The sequence below is a fragment of the Streptomyces sp. SYSU D01066-1 genome (assembly GCF_054956795.1).
In genome coordinates this window covers 342,509-360,512 of record NZ_JBUDHV010000001.1, presented here as the reverse complement: position 1 = coordinate 360,512, position 18,004 = coordinate 342,509, and the positions used below count along the sequence as shown (strand labels likewise).

Annotated in this window: 10 protein-coding genes and 1 riboswitch; of the genes, 5 read left to right on the top strand and 5 right to left on the bottom strand. The window is 73.0% G+C overall.

Annotated elements, in window-relative coordinates; all coding sequences use genetic code 11:
- Window positions 1–796: 796 nt before the first annotated feature.
- From ACY1JF_RS01715 to ACY1JF_RS01705, 3 genes are all read right to left on the bottom strand, one after another.
- On the bottom strand, window positions 797–1,966 hold the full coding sequence (locus ACY1JF_RS01715) for a VWA domain-containing protein (RefSeq protein ID WP_462703128.1): 1,170 nt from the start codon (window positions 1,964–1,966) through the stop codon (window positions 797–799).
- Window positions 1,966–4,767, bottom strand: a complete 2,802-nt coding sequence (locus ACY1JF_RS01710) for a DUF5682 family protein (RefSeq protein ID WP_462703127.1) — start codon at window positions 4,765–4,767, stop codon at window positions 1,966–1,968. The genes ACY1JF_RS01715 and ACY1JF_RS01710 overlap by 1 nt, the downstream gene beginning before the upstream one ends.
- A 147-nt stretch (window positions 4,768–4,914) precedes the next feature.
- Window positions 4,915–6,099 carry an ATP-binding protein gene (locus ACY1JF_RS01705; RefSeq protein ID WP_462703126.1) on the bottom strand — a complete coding sequence of 395 codons (1,185 nt, stop codon included), beginning with the start codon at window positions 6,097–6,099 and terminating at the stop codon, window positions 4,915–4,917.
- Between the two features lie 133 nt (window positions 6,100–6,232).
- On the opposite strand from ACY1JF_RS01705, the gene ACY1JF_RS01700 reads away from it, so the two are divergent.
- Both ACY1JF_RS01700 and ACY1JF_RS01695 read left to right on the top strand, forming a co-directional pair.
- The gene (locus tag ACY1JF_RS01700; RefSeq protein WP_462703125.1) at window positions 6,233–7,594 is read left to right on the top strand and encodes an SWIM zinc finger family protein; all 1,362 of its coding nucleotides are present in this window, start codon (window positions 6,233–6,235) and stop codon (window positions 7,592–7,594) included.
- 226 nt (window positions 7,595–7,820) lie between these two features.
- Window positions 7,821–9,473 (top strand): DUF5691 domain-containing protein, encoded by a 1,653-nt coding sequence (locus ACY1JF_RS01695; RefSeq protein WP_462703124.1) that lies wholly within the window; start codon window positions 7,821–7,823, stop codon window positions 9,471–9,473.
- 267 nt (window positions 9,474–9,740) lie between these two features.
- Here ACY1JF_RS01695 and ACY1JF_RS01690 read toward each other — a convergent pair whose 3' ends face one another.
- Window positions 9,741–10,157 (bottom strand): cobalamin B12-binding domain-containing protein, encoded by a 417-nt coding sequence (locus ACY1JF_RS01690; RefSeq protein WP_462703123.1) that lies wholly within the window; start codon window positions 10,155–10,157, stop codon window positions 9,741–9,743.
- A 565-nt stretch (window positions 10,158–10,722) separates the two neighbouring features.
- Here ACY1JF_RS01690 and ACY1JF_RS01685 point away from each other — a divergent pair.
- Together ACY1JF_RS01685 and ACY1JF_RS01680 are read left to right on the top strand one after the other, a co-directional pair.
- A complete protein-coding gene (locus ACY1JF_RS01685; RefSeq protein ID WP_462703122.1) occupies window positions 10,723–11,772 on the top strand; it encodes an esterase/lipase family protein in 1,050 nt (349 codons plus the stop codon).
- 267 nt (window positions 11,773–12,039) lie between these two features.
- Window positions 12,040–13,689 carry a M23 family metallopeptidase gene (locus ACY1JF_RS01680; RefSeq protein ID WP_462703121.1) on the top strand — a complete coding sequence of 550 codons (1,650 nt, stop codon included), beginning with the start codon at window positions 12,040–12,042 and terminating at the stop codon, window positions 13,687–13,689.
- A gap of 175 nt (window positions 13,690–13,864) precedes the next feature.
- Here ACY1JF_RS01680 and pcrA read toward each other — a convergent pair whose 3' ends face one another.
- On the bottom strand, window positions 13,865–16,396 hold the full coding sequence (pcrA, locus tag ACY1JF_RS01675) for a DNA helicase PcrA (protein ID WP_462703120.1): 2,532 nt from the start codon (window positions 16,394–16,396) through the stop codon (window positions 13,865–13,867).
- A 231-nt stretch (window positions 16,397–16,627) separates the two neighbouring features.
- Window positions 16,628–16,802: riboswitch (cyclic di-AMP (ydaO/yuaA leader) on the top strand.
- A gap of 8 nt (window positions 16,803–16,810) precedes the next feature.
- Here pcrA and ACY1JF_RS01670 point away from each other — a divergent pair.
- Window positions 16,811–17,992, top strand: a complete 1,182-nt coding sequence (locus ACY1JF_RS01670; protein ID WP_462703119.1) for a C40 family peptidase — start codon at window positions 16,811–16,813, stop codon at window positions 17,990–17,992.
- The last annotated feature ends 12 nt before the right edge of the window (window positions 17,993–18,004 follow it).

Here is an 18,004-nt window from a genome sequence, read left to right as displayed (position 1 = left end):
CTGGCCGGGCTGGCGGGCCTGCCGGGGCCGGTGAGTCGGCCGGGAGCGGCGGGGCGGACGGACTCGGCGAACCTTCCCAGACCCCGGCCCCACTCGACGACGGCAACCGACTCGGCAGATCGGCGGGGCCCGGCCGGCCCGGCGCGCTCGACGGATCGGGCACGCTCGGCGTGTCGGACGGGACGTCGGACCGACCTGGCGACGGAGACGACGGCTCCGGCGACGACGGCCCGCTCGGCGAATCGATCCCCGAGACCGCTGGGGGCGCCGGGAACGCAGAAGAAGGCGGAGAAGACGGAGAAGGCGGAGAAGGCGGAGAAGGCGGCTCCGGCGGCGGAACCTCCCCCCGCGCTGAACCGAATCCCTCGGCCACCGCCACCACCACGTCACCGACCGGCTCCACACCCCGGTCGACCACTCCGCCCGCCAGCGACACCGTCCCCCGTTCCGGAGGCGAAGCCCCCTGCCCCTCGCCTTCGGCCGCCTCCGCGGACTGTCCGAGGAACAGCCCGAGGAGGAACACTCCACCGACCAGCAGCACGCCGAGGAGCGCGCGCCGTGCGGCAGCGTGCGGAGCGGCCGGCCAGGACAAGGAGATGCCTCCCGTGCGACGGAACGACGTGGGCGTCACGGGCACCTGCCGGCGCGACGCGGTACAGCGGCACAGCGATGCGGACGAGCGCACCGCGAGTCACAGCTGACGGACGCCGATAATCGCACGGACATACGGAGCTCGCGCAAGCCCACCGTCACCGGCAGATAACCCCACGCGCCGACAACACGCCCTCTCCGGCCATCACACCGTGTCGGGTATAGGCAGCGGCCGTTTCTCGATCGCCGCCGCCATCACGTCCGGGAACAGATCCGGCGTGCAGGCGAAGGCCGGCGCGCCCAGCGCGGCCAGCGCCGCCGCGTGCTCCCGGTCATAGGCGGGCGCCCCCTCGTCGGACAGCGCCAGCAGCGTCACGAACTGCACCCCCGACGCCTTCATCGCCGCCACCCGCTTGAGCATCTCGTTCCGTATGCCTCCTTCGTAGAGGTCACTGATCAGCACGACGACCGTCTCCGCGGGCCGGGTGATCTGCGACTGGCAGTACGCCAGCGCCCGGTTGATGTCCGTACCGCCACCGAGTTGGGTGCCGAAGAGCACGTCGACCGGGTCGTCGAGCTGATCGGTGAGGTCCACGACCGCCGTGTCGAAGACGACGAGCCTGGTGCTGATCGACCGCATGGACGCCAGCACCGCTCCGAACACCGACGCGTACACGACCGATGCCGCCATCGAGCCGGACTGGTCGATGCAGAGGACGACCTCCTTCTTCACCGACTGGGACGCCCGCCCGTAACCGATCAGCCGTTCCGGCACGATCGTCCGGTACTCCGGCAGGTAGTGCTTGAGGTTGGCCGCGATCGTGCGGTTCCAGTCGATGTCGTGGTGGCGTGGCCGGTTGATCCGGGCGCTGCGGTCGAGGGCACCGGTGAGCGTGGCCCGGGTCCGGGTGGCCAGTCGCTTCTCGAGGTCCTCGACGACCTTGCGCACCACGGCCCGTGCCGTCTCCTTCGTCGTCTCGGGCATCGCCTTGTTGAGGGAGAGCAGCGTGCCGACCAGGTGCACGTCGGCCTCCACCGCTTCGAGCATCTCCGGCTCCAGCAGTAGCGTGGAGAGCCCGAGCCGGTCGATCGCGTCCCGCTGCATCACCTGGACGACGGAGGAGGGGAAGTACGTCCGTATGTCCCCGAGCCAGCGCGCCACGGACGGCGCCGACGCCCCGAGCCCCGCCGAACGCTCCCGTCCCGTCCGCGGCTTGTCCTCCTTCCCGTAGAGCGAGGTGAGCGCCGCGTCCATCCCGGCGTCCCGCCCGGAGAGGGTGCATCCGGTGCCGTCGGCCGCGTCACCGCCGAGCACCAGCCGCCACCGCCGCAGCCGCTCCGCCCCCGGATCGTCCAGTTCAGCCGATGTGGCCATCACGCCTCCACCCCCGCGAGGTCCCTGTCGCCTCTGCCGCCTCCGTCACCTCTGCCGCCTCCGTCACCCCTGCTGCCTCTGCCGCCACCGTCACCGCCGATGCCGTCGTCGCCGTCCTGCCGGCCGCGGTCGTCGACTCCGCGCCCTGTCGGACCCACCGGGCCGTCACCCCCGCCCCCGCTCGCACCCGCACCCGCACCCGCACCCGCGTCCCTGCTCACCCACGTGTCCGCACCCGAACCCGGATCGTCCAGGCCCAGCAGCAACCGCACCACCGGCTCGACCGCGTCGGCGCGTGCGGCGTCCGGCTCGGGGGCGAAGCCCGGTATGCCGGGACCGCCGGACGCCGCGCTCCCCCGTGCCCCGGGCCCGCGCCGCACCAGCTCCCCCAGTGTGCGCCGCACTCCGGGCTCGTACGCCGAGAACGTGCGCCGCAGCAACGGCAGGACGTCCGTGAACGCCTCCGCCGGCACGCCGCTCAACCACGCGTCGACCAGTCCCAGCAGCCGCTCGTCGTGGACGAGGAGCATGCCGCCCCCGGAGCCGCCACCGACGAAGCCCTCGATCCAGGCGGCGGCGTCCGCCGGCGGTGTCCCCGGCGAGAGCGCCAGCCCCATGAGGCGGGCGGCCTCCTCCGCCGGCAGTTCCCCGTCGTCCAGCAGGAGCCGCACGGCACGCCCCCGGATGACCCCGGGCACGGTGTCCCGCGCGGACAGCACCCGCAGCACCCGGTGCCAGCGGGCGCGCAGGTCACCGTGGCCGGGCGCGGGCGCGTCCCCCAGCAGGCCGATCGCCCCGTGCACCGCGTCCACATGGCGTCGCATCTCCTCGGCCCCGTCCGCGTCCAGCGCGGCGCAGGCCGGCGGCAGGCCGACGAACACCCGCTCGGCGAGGCCCGCGGCCACCCCGGCCAGCGCACCGGTGTCCGTACCGCGCACGTCGCCGTAGCGCAGGGTGCGGACCAGTGCCGGCAGCGCCTGGGCCAGTCGGCCGACGTCCGTGTCGAGCGCCGCCCGGTCGGCCAGGATGCGCATCACCACCGGCAGCGCGTCCGGCAGTTCGGCCAGCAGGCAGTGTTCGGCGAGGGCCGTGACGTCGGCGAGGTGCGGTGCGGCGACGGCGTCCGCCTCGGCCTTGGCGGTCGCGGCGGAGAGCACCGTGGTGCCCCACACCCCGGCCTCGGCGACCCGCACGGACAGCTCCGGCTCCCAACGCAGCCGCCAGGTCTCCCGGAACGTGCCCGTGCCCGCGCGTGACGCGGCCGGTTCTCCCCAGCCGACGCCGAGCAGGCGCAGCCGGTGCAGGAGCCTGCTGCGCTCGGTGTCGGTCTCCTTGCGCAGATCGAGCTCCAGCTCCCGCTCCAGCGCCTCCGGCTTGAGCCTGAGCCGGCGCTGTATCCGGGTCAGATCACGCTGCAGCGGTACCGCCGGCGCCGCCTCGGGCACCTCCCCCAGCACGTCCCCGACGATCAGCCGGTCGTGTACCAGGCCCAGCGGCACGTCCGAGCCCTCGCACATCACCGCGCGCACGGCGTCGGTCGTCTCGGTCAGGCCGGGCAGCGGGCGTCCGCGCATCACGGCGAGCGTCTCGGCCAGCCGTACCGCCTCGATGACGTGGGCCGAGGAGACGATCCGGTCCTCCTCCCGCAGCAGGCCCGCGACCTTGGTCAGCCACCGCTCGACGGGCCGGTCCGGCACGCTGAACAGGTGCCCGTACCAACCCGGTGAGTCGATGCCCGCACCGTAGCCGCTGCTCCGGGAGAGCCTGCGGTGGGTCCACGGCACCCACGTCATGTCCACCTTCACCTTGGGCAGACCCCTGAGCAGTGCCCGATCGGCGGTGACGGTGGTCTTACGGCGCAGCGCGGGCACGTGCCAGGCCCCGCACACCACGGCCACGCCGTGCGGGAACTCACGCTGCGCGGCCCGGACCTGGAGCCGCATGTACGCCTCCCGCACCAGGTCACGGTCGTGCTCGCTGTCCGCCTCCGGCGGTCCCGACGGACTCGGCCCGGCCCCCTCCGCTCCCTCGGTCTCCCGCAGCGCCCCCATCGCCTCCTCCAGCGCGGCGAACGGTGCGAGCGGGTCGTCCTCCCCCGCGCCCCGGTGCTCGACGACGTCTTCCCACCAGCGCTCGGGGTCGTCGTACCCGGCGGCCTCGGCGAGCGCGGCGAGCGGATCGGTCCGTACGGCGGTCCGCGCGGTCAGTTCCCGCGAACCCGCGTGCTCCGCCTCACCGGGCACCCCGCACCCACCGGACTCGCTGAACTCCCCGGACTCACCGGACTCACTAAGCTCCCCGGGCTCGCCGGCCTTCCTGGGCTTGCCGGCCTTCCCGGCCTTCCCGAACCCGCCGGACTCCCCGGACTCGCCGGACCCCTCAGGCTCCCCGGACCCACTCGGCTCCCGGGACTCCTCAGGCCCGCCGGTCTGGCAGGTCCCGTCCGTCCGCGCCCGCAAAGCCAGCGTGTGCGCGGCCGGCAGGTCGAAGAAGCGGACCGGGACGTCGTGGTCCAGGGCCCAGCGCAGGGCGGCCCACTCCGGCGAGAACTCGGCGAGCGGCCAGAACGCCGAGCGGCCGGGCTCGTCCACGGCATGGGCGAGCAGGGCGACCGGCGGCCGCATCTCCTCGTCGGCGGCCAGCGGGACCAGGGCGTCGGCCTCGGGCGGCCCCTCGATCAGGACGACCCGGGGCCGGGCGGCCGCCAGCGCCGCCCGTACCGCGCGGGCCGACCCCGGCCCGTGATGCCGTACACCCAGCAGCAGCGGGCCACCGCCGGGACCGTGGACGTCAGCGCTCATCGCCCCGTCCCCCTCCCCCGCACTCCCGGATCCCCGCGAACGACCACGTCGTGTCGTCCCCGTCGCCGCAGCGGCCCGTCATGACCCGCCCGTCGTACGCCACCGCTCCCAGCCCCTCCGTCCTCCGGGACGCCCCACTGACGCCGGTCATGCGCTCACCTCCCGGCACGCCCGGTAGAAGTCCTTCCAGCCGTCGCGCTCGCGGACGACCGTCTCCAGGTACTCCTGCCAGATGACACGGTCGGCCGCCGGGTCGCGGACGACGGCGCCGAGGATGCCGGCCGCGACGTCGCCGGAGCGCAGCACGCCGTCACCGAAGTGCGCGGCCAGCGCGAGACCTCCGGTGACCACGGAGATCGCCTCGGCCGTGGACAGCGTGCCGCTGGGCGACTTCAGCTTGGTGCGTCCGTCGGTCGTCACCCCGTCGCGCAGTTCACGGAAGACGGTGACGACGCGGCGGATCTCGTCGATGCCGTCGGGCGTGGCGGGCAGGTCCAGGGAGCGGCCGATCTGGTCGACGCGGCGCGAGACGATGTCGACCTCGGCCTCGGGGCTCTCCGGCAGCGGCAGTACGACGGTGTTGAAGCGGCGGCGCAGCGCGCTGGACAGGTCGTTGACCCCGCGGTCGCGGTCGTTGGCCGTGGCGATCAGATTGAAGCCGCGGACCGCCTGCACCTCCTGGCCCAGCTCCGGTATCGGCAGCGTCTTCTCCGACAGGATCGTGATGAGCGTGTCCTGCACGTCGGCCGGGATACGGGTCAGTTCCTCGACCCGGGCGGTCATCCCCTCGGCCATCGCCCGCATGACCGGGCTGGGCACCAGGGCGTCCCGGCTGGGACCGTGGGCGAGCAGCTGCGCGTAGTTCCAGCCGTACCGGATCGCCTCCTCCGGAGTGCCGGCCGTGCCCTGCACCAGCAGCGTCGAGTCGCCGCTGACCGCCGCGGCCAGGTGCTCGGACACCCATGTCTTGGCGGTACCGGGCACGCCCAGCAGGAGCAGGGCGCGGTCGGTGGCCAGCGTGGTGACGGCGACCTCGACGATGCGGCGCGGGCCCACGTACTTCGGCGTGATCACCGTGCCGTCCGGCAGGGTGCCGCCGAGCAGGTACGTCGCGACGGCCCACGGCGACAGCTTCCAGCGGGCCGGGCGCGGTCGGTCGTCCTGCGCGGCGAGTGCGGCCAGTTCGTCGGCGAAGGCGTTCTCGGCGTGCGGACGCAGGGCCTGCGCGGTCTCCCGCACGCCTGCGGATGTCTGGGTCTCCGCGCCCGTGCGCACGGGCGCGGACCCGTTCTGGCTCGGGTCGACGGACGTCGGTTCTACGGACACAGGCATGGCTGAGTCCCCCTCCAGCTCGGCCGGTTCGGATCTGGCATCAACGGTGCACCACACCACTGACAATCGCTCTGACCTGCACGAATGACGGCGCGAGGGGTGATTGTCAGTGGTAGGTCCTAGCTTCGGTGGCATGACACAGCAGGGGGAGCGCTGGACGGCGGACCAGGTGCTGGCACTGGCGCCTGACGCGTCGTCACGCAAAGCGGGAAGCAAACTCGGAGCGGCCGGGCCGTGGTCCGGGGCGGGATGTACCGACGAAGGGGCGGTGTGGGGACTGTGCAAGGGCAGCGGCAGCAAGCCGTACCAGACGGTCGTCGATCTCGCGGGTGCGAGCGGACCCGCGTACAAGTGCAGTTGTCCGAGCCGGAAGTTCCCGTGCAAGCACGCGCTCGGTCTGCTGCTGCTCTGGACGGGCGGGGACGGCGCGGTGCCGTCGGCCCAGGCCCCCGACTGGGCCGAGCAGTGGCTGTCGGCGCGGCGGGGGAAGGCGGACCGGAAGGGCCGGGCGGACGCCTCGGGGTCCGGTTCCGGCTCCACACCCGCCGATCCGAAGGCGGCGCGGCGCCGGGCCGAGCGCCGGGCCGAGCGGATATCGGCGGGTGCCACGGAGCTGGAGCGGCGCCTGGCCGACCTGCTGCGCGGCGGCCTGGCCGGCGCGGAGACGGCCGGATACGGGCTGTGGGAGGAGACCGCGGCGCGCATGGTCGACGCCCAGGCTCCCGGACTCGCCGCCCGGGCGCGTGAGCTGGGCTCGGTCCCGTCGTCCGGTCCCGGCTGGCCGGCCCGGTTGCTCGAGGAGTGCGCCCTGCTCCACCTGCTCGACCGGGGCTGGCTGTGCCGTGACCGTCTGCCGGAGGGGCTGGCGGCGACGGTCCGCTCGCGCGTGGGGCTGCCCTCCTCGCCGGAGGGGCCGGCCGTCCGCGACCAGTGGCTGGTCCTCGCCCAGTACGACACAGCGGACGCGCGGCTGACCACGCGCCGGGTCTGGTTGTACGGCACAGGGTCGGACCGCACCGTCCTGCTCCTCTCCTACGGTGCCGCGGGCCGGGCCCCGGAGCTCGCGCTGCCGGTGGGGCTGGCGTTGGAGACGGAGGTGTCCCCTTATCCGGGTGCCGGTCAGTACCGGGCGTCCCTGGGCGAGCGGTTCGCCCCGCCCGCCATGGCGGAGCGGCGTCCCCCGGGAATCAGTACGTACCGGGCGGTCGCCCGGTACGGTGATGCCCTTCGTGACGATCCTTGGCTGGACTCCGTCCCCGTGACACTGGACCGGGTCATACCGGTCCCGGACGGTGACGGCTGGCAACTGGCGGACGCCGACGGCGACACGGCCCTGCCCCTCACACCCGCGGCCCGCGCCCATCCGGGTCTGTGGCGCCTGGTCGCGCTGTCGGGCGGCGCACCCGTCAAGGTCTTCGGCGAGTGCGGCCACCGGGGCTTCACCCCGCTGACAGCCTGGCCGGCCGGCCCGGGCCCGGCGGTGCCGCTGCACTGACCGGCCGCCCTCCCCGTCCTCAGACATCCGCTCCCGTCCATGCCCCGGTCCGCCCTCATGCCCTGGCCTTTCCTGGGGCACCCACCTCCCCTCAGGCACCCGTCTCCCCGGCATTCGCCTCTTCCCAGACGCCCGCTCCTCCTCAGACGCCCGCCTCCTCCTCAGACGCCCGCCTCCTCCGCATCGCAGGAATCCGCCCCTCACCCTCTCCAGGAAAAGGAACCGCATGTCCAGGACACCCGCGTCCGCGCCCGCGCCGCCCGTCTGGGAGGAGTTGGTCACCGCGGCCCTGCTCGGCACGGAACGGCGCACTCCGCCGGGCTGCGCGCCCGGCCCGCACGCTCCGACGGCCCTGCTGGACGCGGCGGCCGTGGAGACCGTCCGCAGAAGGGCCTCCCTGCGCCCCGCCCGGTCGGCGGAGCACCCGGCGCCGGCTCCCGCCGATCACCGTCCGCCCCTGCCGGTGGCCGCCGCCCGCAGGCTCGCCCTGCTGCTCACGGACCGTTCCGGCGTGGGCGGCGGCCGGCGCGGCTCGGCCCCGGACCTCATGGAGCTGCTGCCCCAGTGGCTGGCGGCGGCGAACGACCACGGTTACGCGGCCCCGCCGGAGGCCCTGCCCGCCCTGCTGGACGCGGCACGCGGACGGACCGACCTGCGCCCGGCGGCCCTGGAGTTCGCCGGTCCGCGCGCCCTGTGGCTGGCCCGGCTGAACCCGGACTGGCGGTTCGCCCTGCGCGCGGCGCCGGGTGGCGACTCCGCACTGCCGCGCCCGGAGGAGACGGACCGGGTCCGCCGGTTGTGGGAGGAGGGTCTGTTCGCCGAGCGGGTCGCGCTCCTCTCGTCCCTGCGCGCCCGGCACCCCGCGGAGGCCCGCGAACTGCTCGCCACCACGTGGGCGACGGAGCGGGCCGAGGACCGCCTGATGTTCCTCGACTCGCTCCGCGCGGGCCTCGGCCCGGACGACGAGCCGTTCCTGGAACAGGCGCTCGCCGACCGCAGCCGCAACGTACGGGCGACGGCGGCGGAGCTGCTGTCGGCGCTGCCGGGTTCGGCGCTCGCGGAGCGGATGGCGGCCAGGGCGGTGACCTGCGTGTCCGTCGACCGCACACGAGCCACCGCGACGATCGTCGTGGAGGCACCGCACGAGTGCGACGCGAGCATGGAGCGTGACGGCGTTGTCCCCAAGCCGCCCAGCGGGCGGGGCGAGCGGTCCTGGTGGCTGGGCCAGTTGCTGGAAGCGGCGCCTCTCCCGACGTGGACCCACCGCCTGGGCGGACGGACGCCCCAGGAGATCGTCGCGCTCCCGGTGGCGGACGACTGGCAGGGCGAGGTGCACGCCGCGTGGTGCCGGGCGGCCGTACGCCAGCGGGACACCGCATGGGCACGGGCGCTGCTCGGCTCACCCACGGCGCCAGAGGCCGGAGGGCCGGGCGCGGTCTCCCTGGCCGAGCGGGCCAAGCTGCTCGGCGTCCTGGCCGCCGCCGAACGGGCCGAGTGGGTCGCCGGTTTCATCGCCACGCACGGTCTGTCGGAGGCGTTCCAGCTCCTCGGGGTGTGCGCGGTGCCGTGGGCCGCGCCGCTGGGGCGGGCGGTGGTCGACGCGCTCAACATCGCTCGGGACGCGGGGAGTTACCCCTGGAGCTTCAGCGGGGTCATGGGCCTGGCCGAACGGTGTCTCGACCCCTCCGAGGCGGACCGCTTCGACGGGCTGTCGGCGATACCGGACGAGCCGGAGGACGCGTCGCCGGGGGCCGGCGGGTACTGGGCGGAGGCGTTCCAGCGCCTGGTCACCACGTTGCGGCTGCGCGCGACGATGGCGGAGGAACTGGAGTCGGCCCCGGCCCCCACGGACGCCACCCCGGCCCAGGGCCCGCGCTGACATGCAGACCGCCCCGCCGTACCGCGCCCGCCTCCCGTGCACCCGTCCCGGTCACCGTCTCCTGTGCACCCGTCCCGGTCACCGCTTCCTGTCGCCCGTCCCGGTCACCGTCTCCCGCCCCCTCGTCCCCGGTCACCGTCTCCCGCCCCCCTCGTACCCGGTCACCACCTCCTGCCCCCGGTCGCCGCCTCCTGTCCCCCCCGTCCCCGGTGTCACCGCTGCCGGCGCTCTCTCCGGTCCTCCCCCGGCCCTCCCGGCGCCTCTGGCTCACGCCTCCGCGGGCTGTCGCGCGTTCTCCCGCACCCAGTCCACGATCGACGTCGTGGACGCACCGGGGGTGAAGATCGCCGCGACGCCCTTCTCCTTCAACGACGGGATGTCGGCCTCCGGGATGATCCCGCCCCCGAAGACCAGGATGTCCTCCGCGTCCCGCTCCTCAAGGAGGTCGATCACGGCGGCGAAGAGCGTGTTGTGCGCACCCGAGAGGATGGAGAGCCCGATCGCGTCGGCGTCCTCCTGGATCGCGGTGTCGACGATCTGCTCGGGGGTCTGGTGGAGCCCGGTGTAGATGACCTCCATGCCCGCGTCGCGCAGCGCCCGCGCGATCACTTTGGCCCCTCGGTCATGTCCGTCGAGCCCTGGTTTGGCGACCACCACTCGGATCGGTCCGGCTGCCACGCCCATCACTGCCTCCATGACATGAAGCGGCCTCTGACAAAGTGAACGAACGTTATCTCCAGCATCCCGCAAACGGCAGTTTCACGGTGGACACCGAGGGGGAAATCACACAGAAGAACATGTTGGTCGCGCAGCGTTTCGACCACTGACGGAAGCGCGCGCACGGAGAGCCGCGCCCGACACGGACGCACCGGGCAGCACAGCACACGGGGCATTGAACACGGGACACACACAGCAGGCGGGACAGTACGCGGGACGCGCAGCGTAAGGCTCACAGCAGGTCTTTCGACACCGCACCACAGCCACCGCTCACGCGGAGAACCAGCGCCTCGGCACACTCGGTCACCGCCACCTCGACAGCACACGACACCACGAGGCCACTGCGGGAGGCAGCAGGTCTCCTGTACGCATCGGGCTGCGCGAACCACCAGCTCACTACCGGTACGCCGCACCCGCCCCCACAGAAGTCACGCGGTACCCCATTTGCACCGCCCGACGCCCGTGTCACGGCTCTCCATGAGGGCACACGGGAGAAACAGGCGCTCTTCCGCGTGCCGACGGGAGGCCGGCCATGAAGGTCAGCTGGGCAGTGCAGCCCTTTCGTCCGCTTTGCCGGCGGCTCGCACCGGTGTTGCCGGTGAAGGTCACGGGCGTATCCGTGGGCCTGCTGAAGGCGACGGCCCTGGAGATCGCGATCCTGGCGGGGCACGTCCTTCTCTACCCCTCGGGCATCATCCAGGAACGCCGGGCGGCCCCGGCGTCGGTGCCGCCCATCCCGACCTCGCCAGGCCGACAGCCCTCCGGCAGCCACGACGGCGCCGGCACCCCCGCCGAGACCCCGGCCGCCACCGGCCACACCACCGCCACCGCCACCGCCAGCACCGCAGACACCACCGCCAGGGCCCCCGTCGCGCTCCCCCGCCTGCCGACACAGGCCGAGAACCGCCCCCCGGTCGTCCTGTTGCACGGCTTCATCGACAACCGGTCCGTCTTCGTCCTGCTCCGCCGCAGCCTGGCGCAGCACGGCAGGCAGCAGGTCGAATCACTCAACTACTCTCCGCTGACCTGTGACATACGCATCGCGGCGGAGCTGCTGGGCCGGCACCTGGAGGACATCTGCGAGCGCACGGGCAAGGACCAGGTGGACATCGTCGGGCACAGCCTCGGCGGGCTGATCGCGCGGTACTACGTCCAGTGCCTCGGCGGTGACCGGCGCGTCCGGATGCTGGTGACCCTCGGCACCCCGCACACCGGCACCCGCGTGGCACCACTGGCCAACGCGCACCCGATCGTGCGCCAGATGCGCCCCGGCTCTCCGGTGATCGAGGAGCTGGCCCGCCCCGCCCCCGGCTGCCGCACCCGCTTCGTCAGCTTCTGGAGCGACTTGGATCCGCTGATGGTTCCACTGGAGGCGGCCCGCCTGGACCACCCGGACCTGCTGACACGGAACGTCCGGGTCAGCGGCATCGGCCATCTGGCCCTGCCGGTTCACCCTGCGGTGGCCACCGGGATCCGGCAGGCCCTCGACGCGAGTCATATCAGCGCACCGTCCGAGGCCGGCCCCGGCGCCCCCGACGATCCGGCCGGTTCCGCCGGCCCCACGGGGCTCACCGTCGCCTGACGGCCGTCCGGCGGACCCGCATCCGCCGGTCACCGCGTCCGCCGACCACCGCGTCCACCGGACGCGGAAGCGGGATCACTCACGACCGACCTATCGAACAACTCTCGAACACAAGGCCAAACCCGCGCCCGCAGTCCGCCGAATCACAACCGATTGCCCGTTTCCTGCGCGAGTGAAACCTGAGGAAGATTGTCGCGCCCGTGTACCGCCGGGTACAGTCGCCGCACTGCTCTGGCAGCCCCTGTTGTCGAGGCGAAAGAGAAGTTGGTGAACGACCGTCACCCGTCGGGGACCCCCACCGCCCCGGCCGCGGCTTCCGAAGCCGCCTCGGCGCACTACGCGTCGTACGGCATCCAGGAAGCCCAGTACGGCGACCTCACCACGTACGACGGCTACGACACCACCGGTTTTGCGGCGGACCCGCTCTTCGGCGGTCTCCCGGGCCAGAACGCCGGCGGATACGAGACCGCTCCGTACGCCGCGGCCACCACTGCCACGGCCACCGCCGCGACCGCGTACGACACGACCGGCGCGTACGACACCACCCAGTGGACCGGCGGCCACCAGACGCTGGACACCGGCGGGCACCAGCTCCTGGACACCGGCGGCCACCAGACCCTGAACTACGACGCGTACGCCGCTCAGCATCACGCCGCGTACGACACCGGGGCCTTCGACACCACCACCTGGGCGGACGGCTATCAGCCCCTGCCCGCCGTGCCGCCCCAGGCGGGGGCCCCGGACACGAGCGGCCAGTGGGACAGCGCCGCCTGGCTCCAGCCCGACCAGCTCGACCAGTACGGCGCACCGGCCTCCGCCCCGGCCCCGGCGGACCCCGCCGACCAGACCCAGCAGTGGGACTGGGGCACGCAGGCCTTCGACACCGGCGCGTACGACGCGACCCAGTGGAACACCGACGGCACACCCGTGAACGACGGGACCGCTCAGGACGACCCGCAGGGCGATCCGCACGGCGTGTCACACGGTGACCCGCACGGCGACCCGCGCGGCACCCCCCACGACGCCCTGCCGGACGACGGCCTCGCCGCCACCGGGGAACTCCCCGCCGTCACGCCGCTGCTGGAGGAGCAGGAGGGGAGCGCACCGGCCACGGACGTTCCGCAGGCGCCCGCCACCGGCACCCGCGCCGCCGCCCGTGCCGCCGCCCGGGGCGCGTCCCGTTCACGCCGCCGCCAGCCCGCCAAGCGTTCCGCGCTGCTGACCATCGCCGTGCCCTCGGCCTGTGTGATGGGCGTGGCCGGTATCGCCGCCGCCTCCGTCGACGGCCTGCACGGCGACGGCGGCAAGGAGAACACGGCGTCGGCGTCAGACACCCCGGCGGTGGAACCGTCCGCCGCCAACAACAAGCTCGACACCCAGCTCGCCAGCCTCTCGGCCGGTGCCGACGACTTCGCCGACCGGGCCAGCCGGACCCAGGAGCGCATCGACCTCGAGGCCGAGCAGGAGGCGGAGAAGAAGCGCGCGGCGCAGGAAGCGGCGCGCAAGGAGCGGCTGCGCCCCAAGTTCGCGCTCCCGGTGGCGCAGCACGGGCTCAGCGCCTACTACGGCCAGTCCGGCATCAACTGGATGTCCGTCCACTCCGGCATCGACTTCCCCGTCTCGTACGGCACGACGGTGATGGCCGTGACCGACGGCACGGTCCGCACGCAGTACAACACCGCGTACGGGAACATGATGATCGTGACGGCGAAGGACGGTACGGAGACGTGGTACTGCCACCTCTCCAGTTACCAGGTCTCCTCCGGTACCACGGTCAAGGCCGGCGACCCGATCGCGTACTCCGGCAACACGGGCAACTCCACCGGCCCGCACCTGCACTTCGAGGTGCGCCCCTCCGGCGGCGCGGCGATCGACCCGCTGGCGTGGCTGCGCAGCCACGGCCTCGACCCGACGTAGCACATCCGACACCGGCCCCACCGGCGTACGACACCCGACGCGCGAACCACCCGCCGCAGACCCCCCGCCGTCCGAACCACCCGCCGCGGAACCCCCGGCGCGGGACACGCGCCGCAGCCCCCGGCGCGGGACGCCCGAGCCCCGGCCCCCGAAAGGGCCCGGCCTCAGCGTTCCGTCAGAGCTTCTCCACCGGCGCGTACCGCAGCAGCAGCCGCTTCGGTTTGGCGTCGCCGAAGTCGATCGTCGCCTCGGCGTTGCCTCCCGTGCCCTTCACCGCCACCACGGTCCCGAGCCCGAACTGGTCGTGCGTGACCCGGTCGCCGACCGCCAGCGACACCGCCGGCTGCTCACCGGTGCGGCGCGTGGCGAACCCGGACCCGCCGGACGCCGACGACCGCGACCGGGACGACGACAGTGAGGCCGCCACCCCGGAGACCGGCCCCGCGGACGGAGCGGAGGTGCTCGCGCCCGTCCGCTTCCACGCCAGGTGGGCGGCCGGGATCTCCTCCAGGAACCGCGAGGGCGGGTTGTACGACGGCTGCCCCCAGGCGCTGCGCAGCGTCGACCGGGTCAGGTACAGCCGCTCACGCGCGCGCGTGATGCCGACGTACGCCAGCCGCCGTTCCTCCTCCAGCTCCTTGGTCTGGCCGAGGGCGCGCAGGTGCGGGAAGACGCCGTCCTCCATGCCGGTCAGGAAGACCACCGGGAACTCCAGGCCCTTGGCGGTGTGCAGCGTCATCAGCGTGACGACGCCGTCGCCGTCCTCCTCGTCGGGGATCTGGTCGGAGTCGGCGACCAGGGCGACCCGCTCCAGGAAGTCGGCGAGGGTGGCGGACCCGGCCCGCTCGCCCTCTCCCTCCGCCTCCGCGCGCTCCTGTTCGAACTCCAGGGCGACGGCGGCGAGTTCCTGGAGGTTCTCGATGCGGGTCTCGTCCTGCGGGTCGGTGGAGGCCTGCAACTCGGCCAGGTAGCCGGTGCGTTCCAGTATCGCCTCCAGCACGGTGGCCGGTCCGGCACCGGACTCGGCGATCGTACGGAGGTCCTCCATCAGTGTGTTGAAGCGCTTGACGGCGTTCGTGGAGCGCGCGGCCATGCCGTACGCCTCGTCGACGCGCCGCAGCGCCTGCGGGAAGCTGATCTTCTCGCGCTGGGCCAGGGCGTCGATCATCGCCTCGGCGCGGTCGCCGATGCCCCGCTTGGGCACGTTGAGGATGCGCCGCAGCGGCACCGAGTCCTCCGGGTTGGCGAGGACCCGCAGGTAGGCCAGGACGTCCCGGACCTCCTTGCGCTCGTAGAAGCGGACGCCTCCGACGACCTTGTAGGGCAGGCCGGTGCGGATGAAGACCTCTTCGAAGACACGGGACTGGGCGTTGGTGCGGTAGAAGACGGCGACGTCACCGGCCTTGGCCTCACCCGCGTCGGTGAGCCGGTCGATCTCGTCGGCGACGAACTGGGCCTCGTCGTGCTCGGTGTCGGCGACGTACCCGGTGATCCGCTCGCCCGCGCCCGCGTTGGTCCACAGGTTCTTCGGCCGGCGCGACTCGTTGCGCTCGATGACCGCGTTGGCGGCGCTCAGGATGGTCTGCGTGGAGCGGTAGTTCTGCTCCAGGAGGATCGTGGTCGCGTCCGGGTAGTCCTCCTCGAACTGGAGGATGTTGCGGATGGTCGCGCCGCGGAAGGCGTAGATCGACTGGTCGGCGTCGCCCACGACGCACAGCTCGGCGGGCGGGACACCGCCCTCGCCCGGCGGGACGCCCTCGCCGTGGTCGCCGGTGCCGACCAGCTCGCGCACCAGGGCGTACTGGGCGTGGTTGGTGTCCTGGTACTCGTCCACCAGGACGTGCCGGAAGCGCCGGCGGTAGTGCTCGGCGACGTCCGGGAAGGCGCGGAGCAGGTTGACCGTCGTCATGATCAGGTCGTCGAAGTCGAGGGCGTTGGCCTCGCGCAGCCGGGCCTGGTACATCGCGTACGCCTGGGCGAGGGTCTGCTCGAAACCTCCCCCGGACTCCGTCTGGGAGGTGCCCCCAGCGACCCGGGCGGCGAAGTCCTCCTCGTCGATCAGCTCGTTCTTCAGGTTGGAGATCTTCGCGCTGAAGGACTTCGGCGGGAAGCGCTTGGGATCGAGGTCCAGGTCACGGCAGACCAGCGCCATCAGCCGCTTGGAGTCGGCGGCGTCGTAGATCGAGAACGACGAGGTGAAACCGAGCTTCTTCGACTCCCTCCGCAGGATGCGTACGCACGCGCTGTGGAAGGTCATGACCCACATGGCGTTCGCCCGCGGGCCGACGAGCTGCTCGACGCGCTCCTTCATCTCACCGGCGGCCTTGTTGGTGAAGGTGATCGCGAGGATCTGGCCGGGGTGGACACCGCGCGCGCCGAGCAGGTGGGCGATGCGGTGGGTGAGGACGCGGGTCTTGCCGGAACCGGCGCCGGCCACGATGAGCAGCGGGGAGCCGGCGTGGACGACCGCGGCGCGCTGGTTCTCGTTCAGCCCGTCCAGGAGCGCGGCGGGGTCCAGCACCGGGCGCGGGGCGCCGTCCCGGTAGTAGGGGTCCCGCTCCGGCGGCACGTCGAACTTCCCGGCGAACAGATCGTCCGGGATCGGCTCCGGCACGTGCTCGTCCTCGGGCGGTGGCGGGGGTTCCTCCTCGTGGCCGCGGGGGGCCTGGAGGTTCGCCAGGAAGCTGTCGTCAAAGAGGCTGCTCATCGCTCTACGAGTCTAGGGCGCCCCACCGACAACCGGGCGCCCCCCGGGAAACCCGGCCGGACCCGGACCGCCGGACACGCTCCCGCCACCGCACGTCACCCACCGTGAGGACCGTTCCCTAGGTCACGAAAATGTATCGGGCATATCACCCTTCAACCTTCACAGGGGCCGCATGAGTTGGCTACGGTGCGGACGGGCCGCTCGACCCCCACCGGCGAACGTCGCCGGGCCGCGCGGCCTCCGCCGAATCCGGCGTGCCCACGCGGCGCCCGGAACCGGGGACCCACCGTGACACTGGGGTGAATCGGTTCACAGCCCTCCCCCGGGCCCGAACCGTAGGGCAGCCTTCCGTACCACCCCCGCCCGAACCCGACAGCTAACCCGGTAGGCGGAGCACGGAAGGAGTCGCCTCCCTTGGCGTCGCACCGCAAGTCGCGTCCCGCCGGAACGCGCATGGCAGGCATACGGACCCCCGTCCTGGCCACGGCCGCGCTCACCTCCGTGGCCCTGCTCCCCCAGACGGCCACCGCGGCCCCCGCCGACGACCGGCCGAGCCTGGAAGAGGTCCAGAAGAAGGTCGACGACCTCTACCGCCAGGCCGGGTCGGCCACCGAGAAGTACAACGCGGCCAAGGAGAAGACCGCGAAGCAGCGGGAGCAGGTCGACACCCTCCTGGACGACGTCGCCGAGCGCACCCAGGAGCTCAACGACGCGCGCGAGGAACTGGGCTCCTTCGCCGCCGCCCAGTACCGCACCGGCACGGCCGTCTCCGACACCGCGACCCTGCTGCTCGCGGACTCCCCGCAGGACTACTTCGACCAGAACCAGCTGATGGACCGGCTCACCGGCCGGCAGAAGCGGCTGGTCGACGACTACGTCGCCCAGCAGGCGGAGACGATGGAGAAGCGCCAGGAGGCCACCGAGAGCCTCCAGACGCTCACCACGTCGCAGAAGGACCTGAAGGCGGCCAAGGCCGCCGTCCAGACGAAGCTCGCCTCCGCGCGTGAGCTGCTGGCCGACCTGACCGCCCAGGAGAAGGCGCGGCTCGCCGCGATCGAGAGGGAGAAGCAGCAGGAGGCGGCCCGCAAGGCCGATGAGCTGGCCCGGCAGCAGGCCGAGGAGCGGCAGCGCCAGGAGGAGGCCGCGAAGACCGCCGCCGAGCAGGAGAGCGGCTCCTCGGGATCGGCGGGGACGACGGGATCGACGGGGACGACGTCCGCGACCGACTCCTCGTACACCACCAAGGCCGAGAAGGCCCTGGCCTTCGCCCGCGCCCAGATCGGCAAACCGTACGTCTGGGGCGCCACCGGCCCCGACTCCTACGACTGCTCCGGCCTCACCCAGGCCGCCTGGAAGGACGCGGGCGTCGACCTGCCCCGTACCACCTACGACCAGGTCAACGCCGGAACGACGGTGTCGATCTCCGCGGCGCAACCAGGTGACCTGGTCTTCTTCTACGACGACATCTCGCACGTCGGCATCTACATCGGCAACGGCATGATGATCCACGCGCCGAAGCCGGGCGCGTACGTCCGCGAGGAGTCCGTCTACTACGACGGCGAGTCGTCGATCTACAGCGTGGTGCGCCCGGCCTGAGCGGTTCCGCTC

Coding starts and splice junctions, on each gene's coding strand:
- ACY1JF_RS01715 (WP_462703128.1), bottom strand. CDS start 1,966: ATGGCCACATCGGCTGAACTGGACGATCCGGGGGCGGAGCGGCTGCGG.
- ACY1JF_RS01710 (WP_462703127.1), bottom strand. CDS start 4,767: ATGAGCGCTGACGTCCACGGTCCCGGCGGTGGCCCGCTGCTGCTGGGT.
- ACY1JF_RS01705 (WP_462703126.1), bottom strand. CDS start 6,099: ATGCCTGTGTCCGTAGAACCGACGTCCGTCGACCCGAGCCAGAACGGG.
- ACY1JF_RS01700 (WP_462703125.1), top strand. CDS start 6,233: ATGACACAGCAGGGGGAGCGCTGGACGGCGGACCAGGTGCTGGCACTG.
- ACY1JF_RS01695 (WP_462703124.1), top strand. CDS start 7,821: ATGTCCAGGACACCCGCGTCCGCGCCCGCGCCGCCCGTCTGGGAGGAG.
- ACY1JF_RS01690 (WP_462703123.1), bottom strand. CDS start 10,157: ATGGGCGTGGCAGCCGGACCGATCCGAGTGGTGGTCGCCAAACCAGGG.
- ACY1JF_RS01685 (WP_462703122.1), top strand. CDS start 10,723: ATGAAGGTCAGCTGGGCAGTGCAGCCCTTTCGTCCGCTTTGCCGGCGG.
- pcrA (WP_462703120.1), bottom strand. CDS start 16,396: ATGAGCAGCCTCTTTGACGACAGCTTCCTGGCGAACCTCCAGGCCCCC.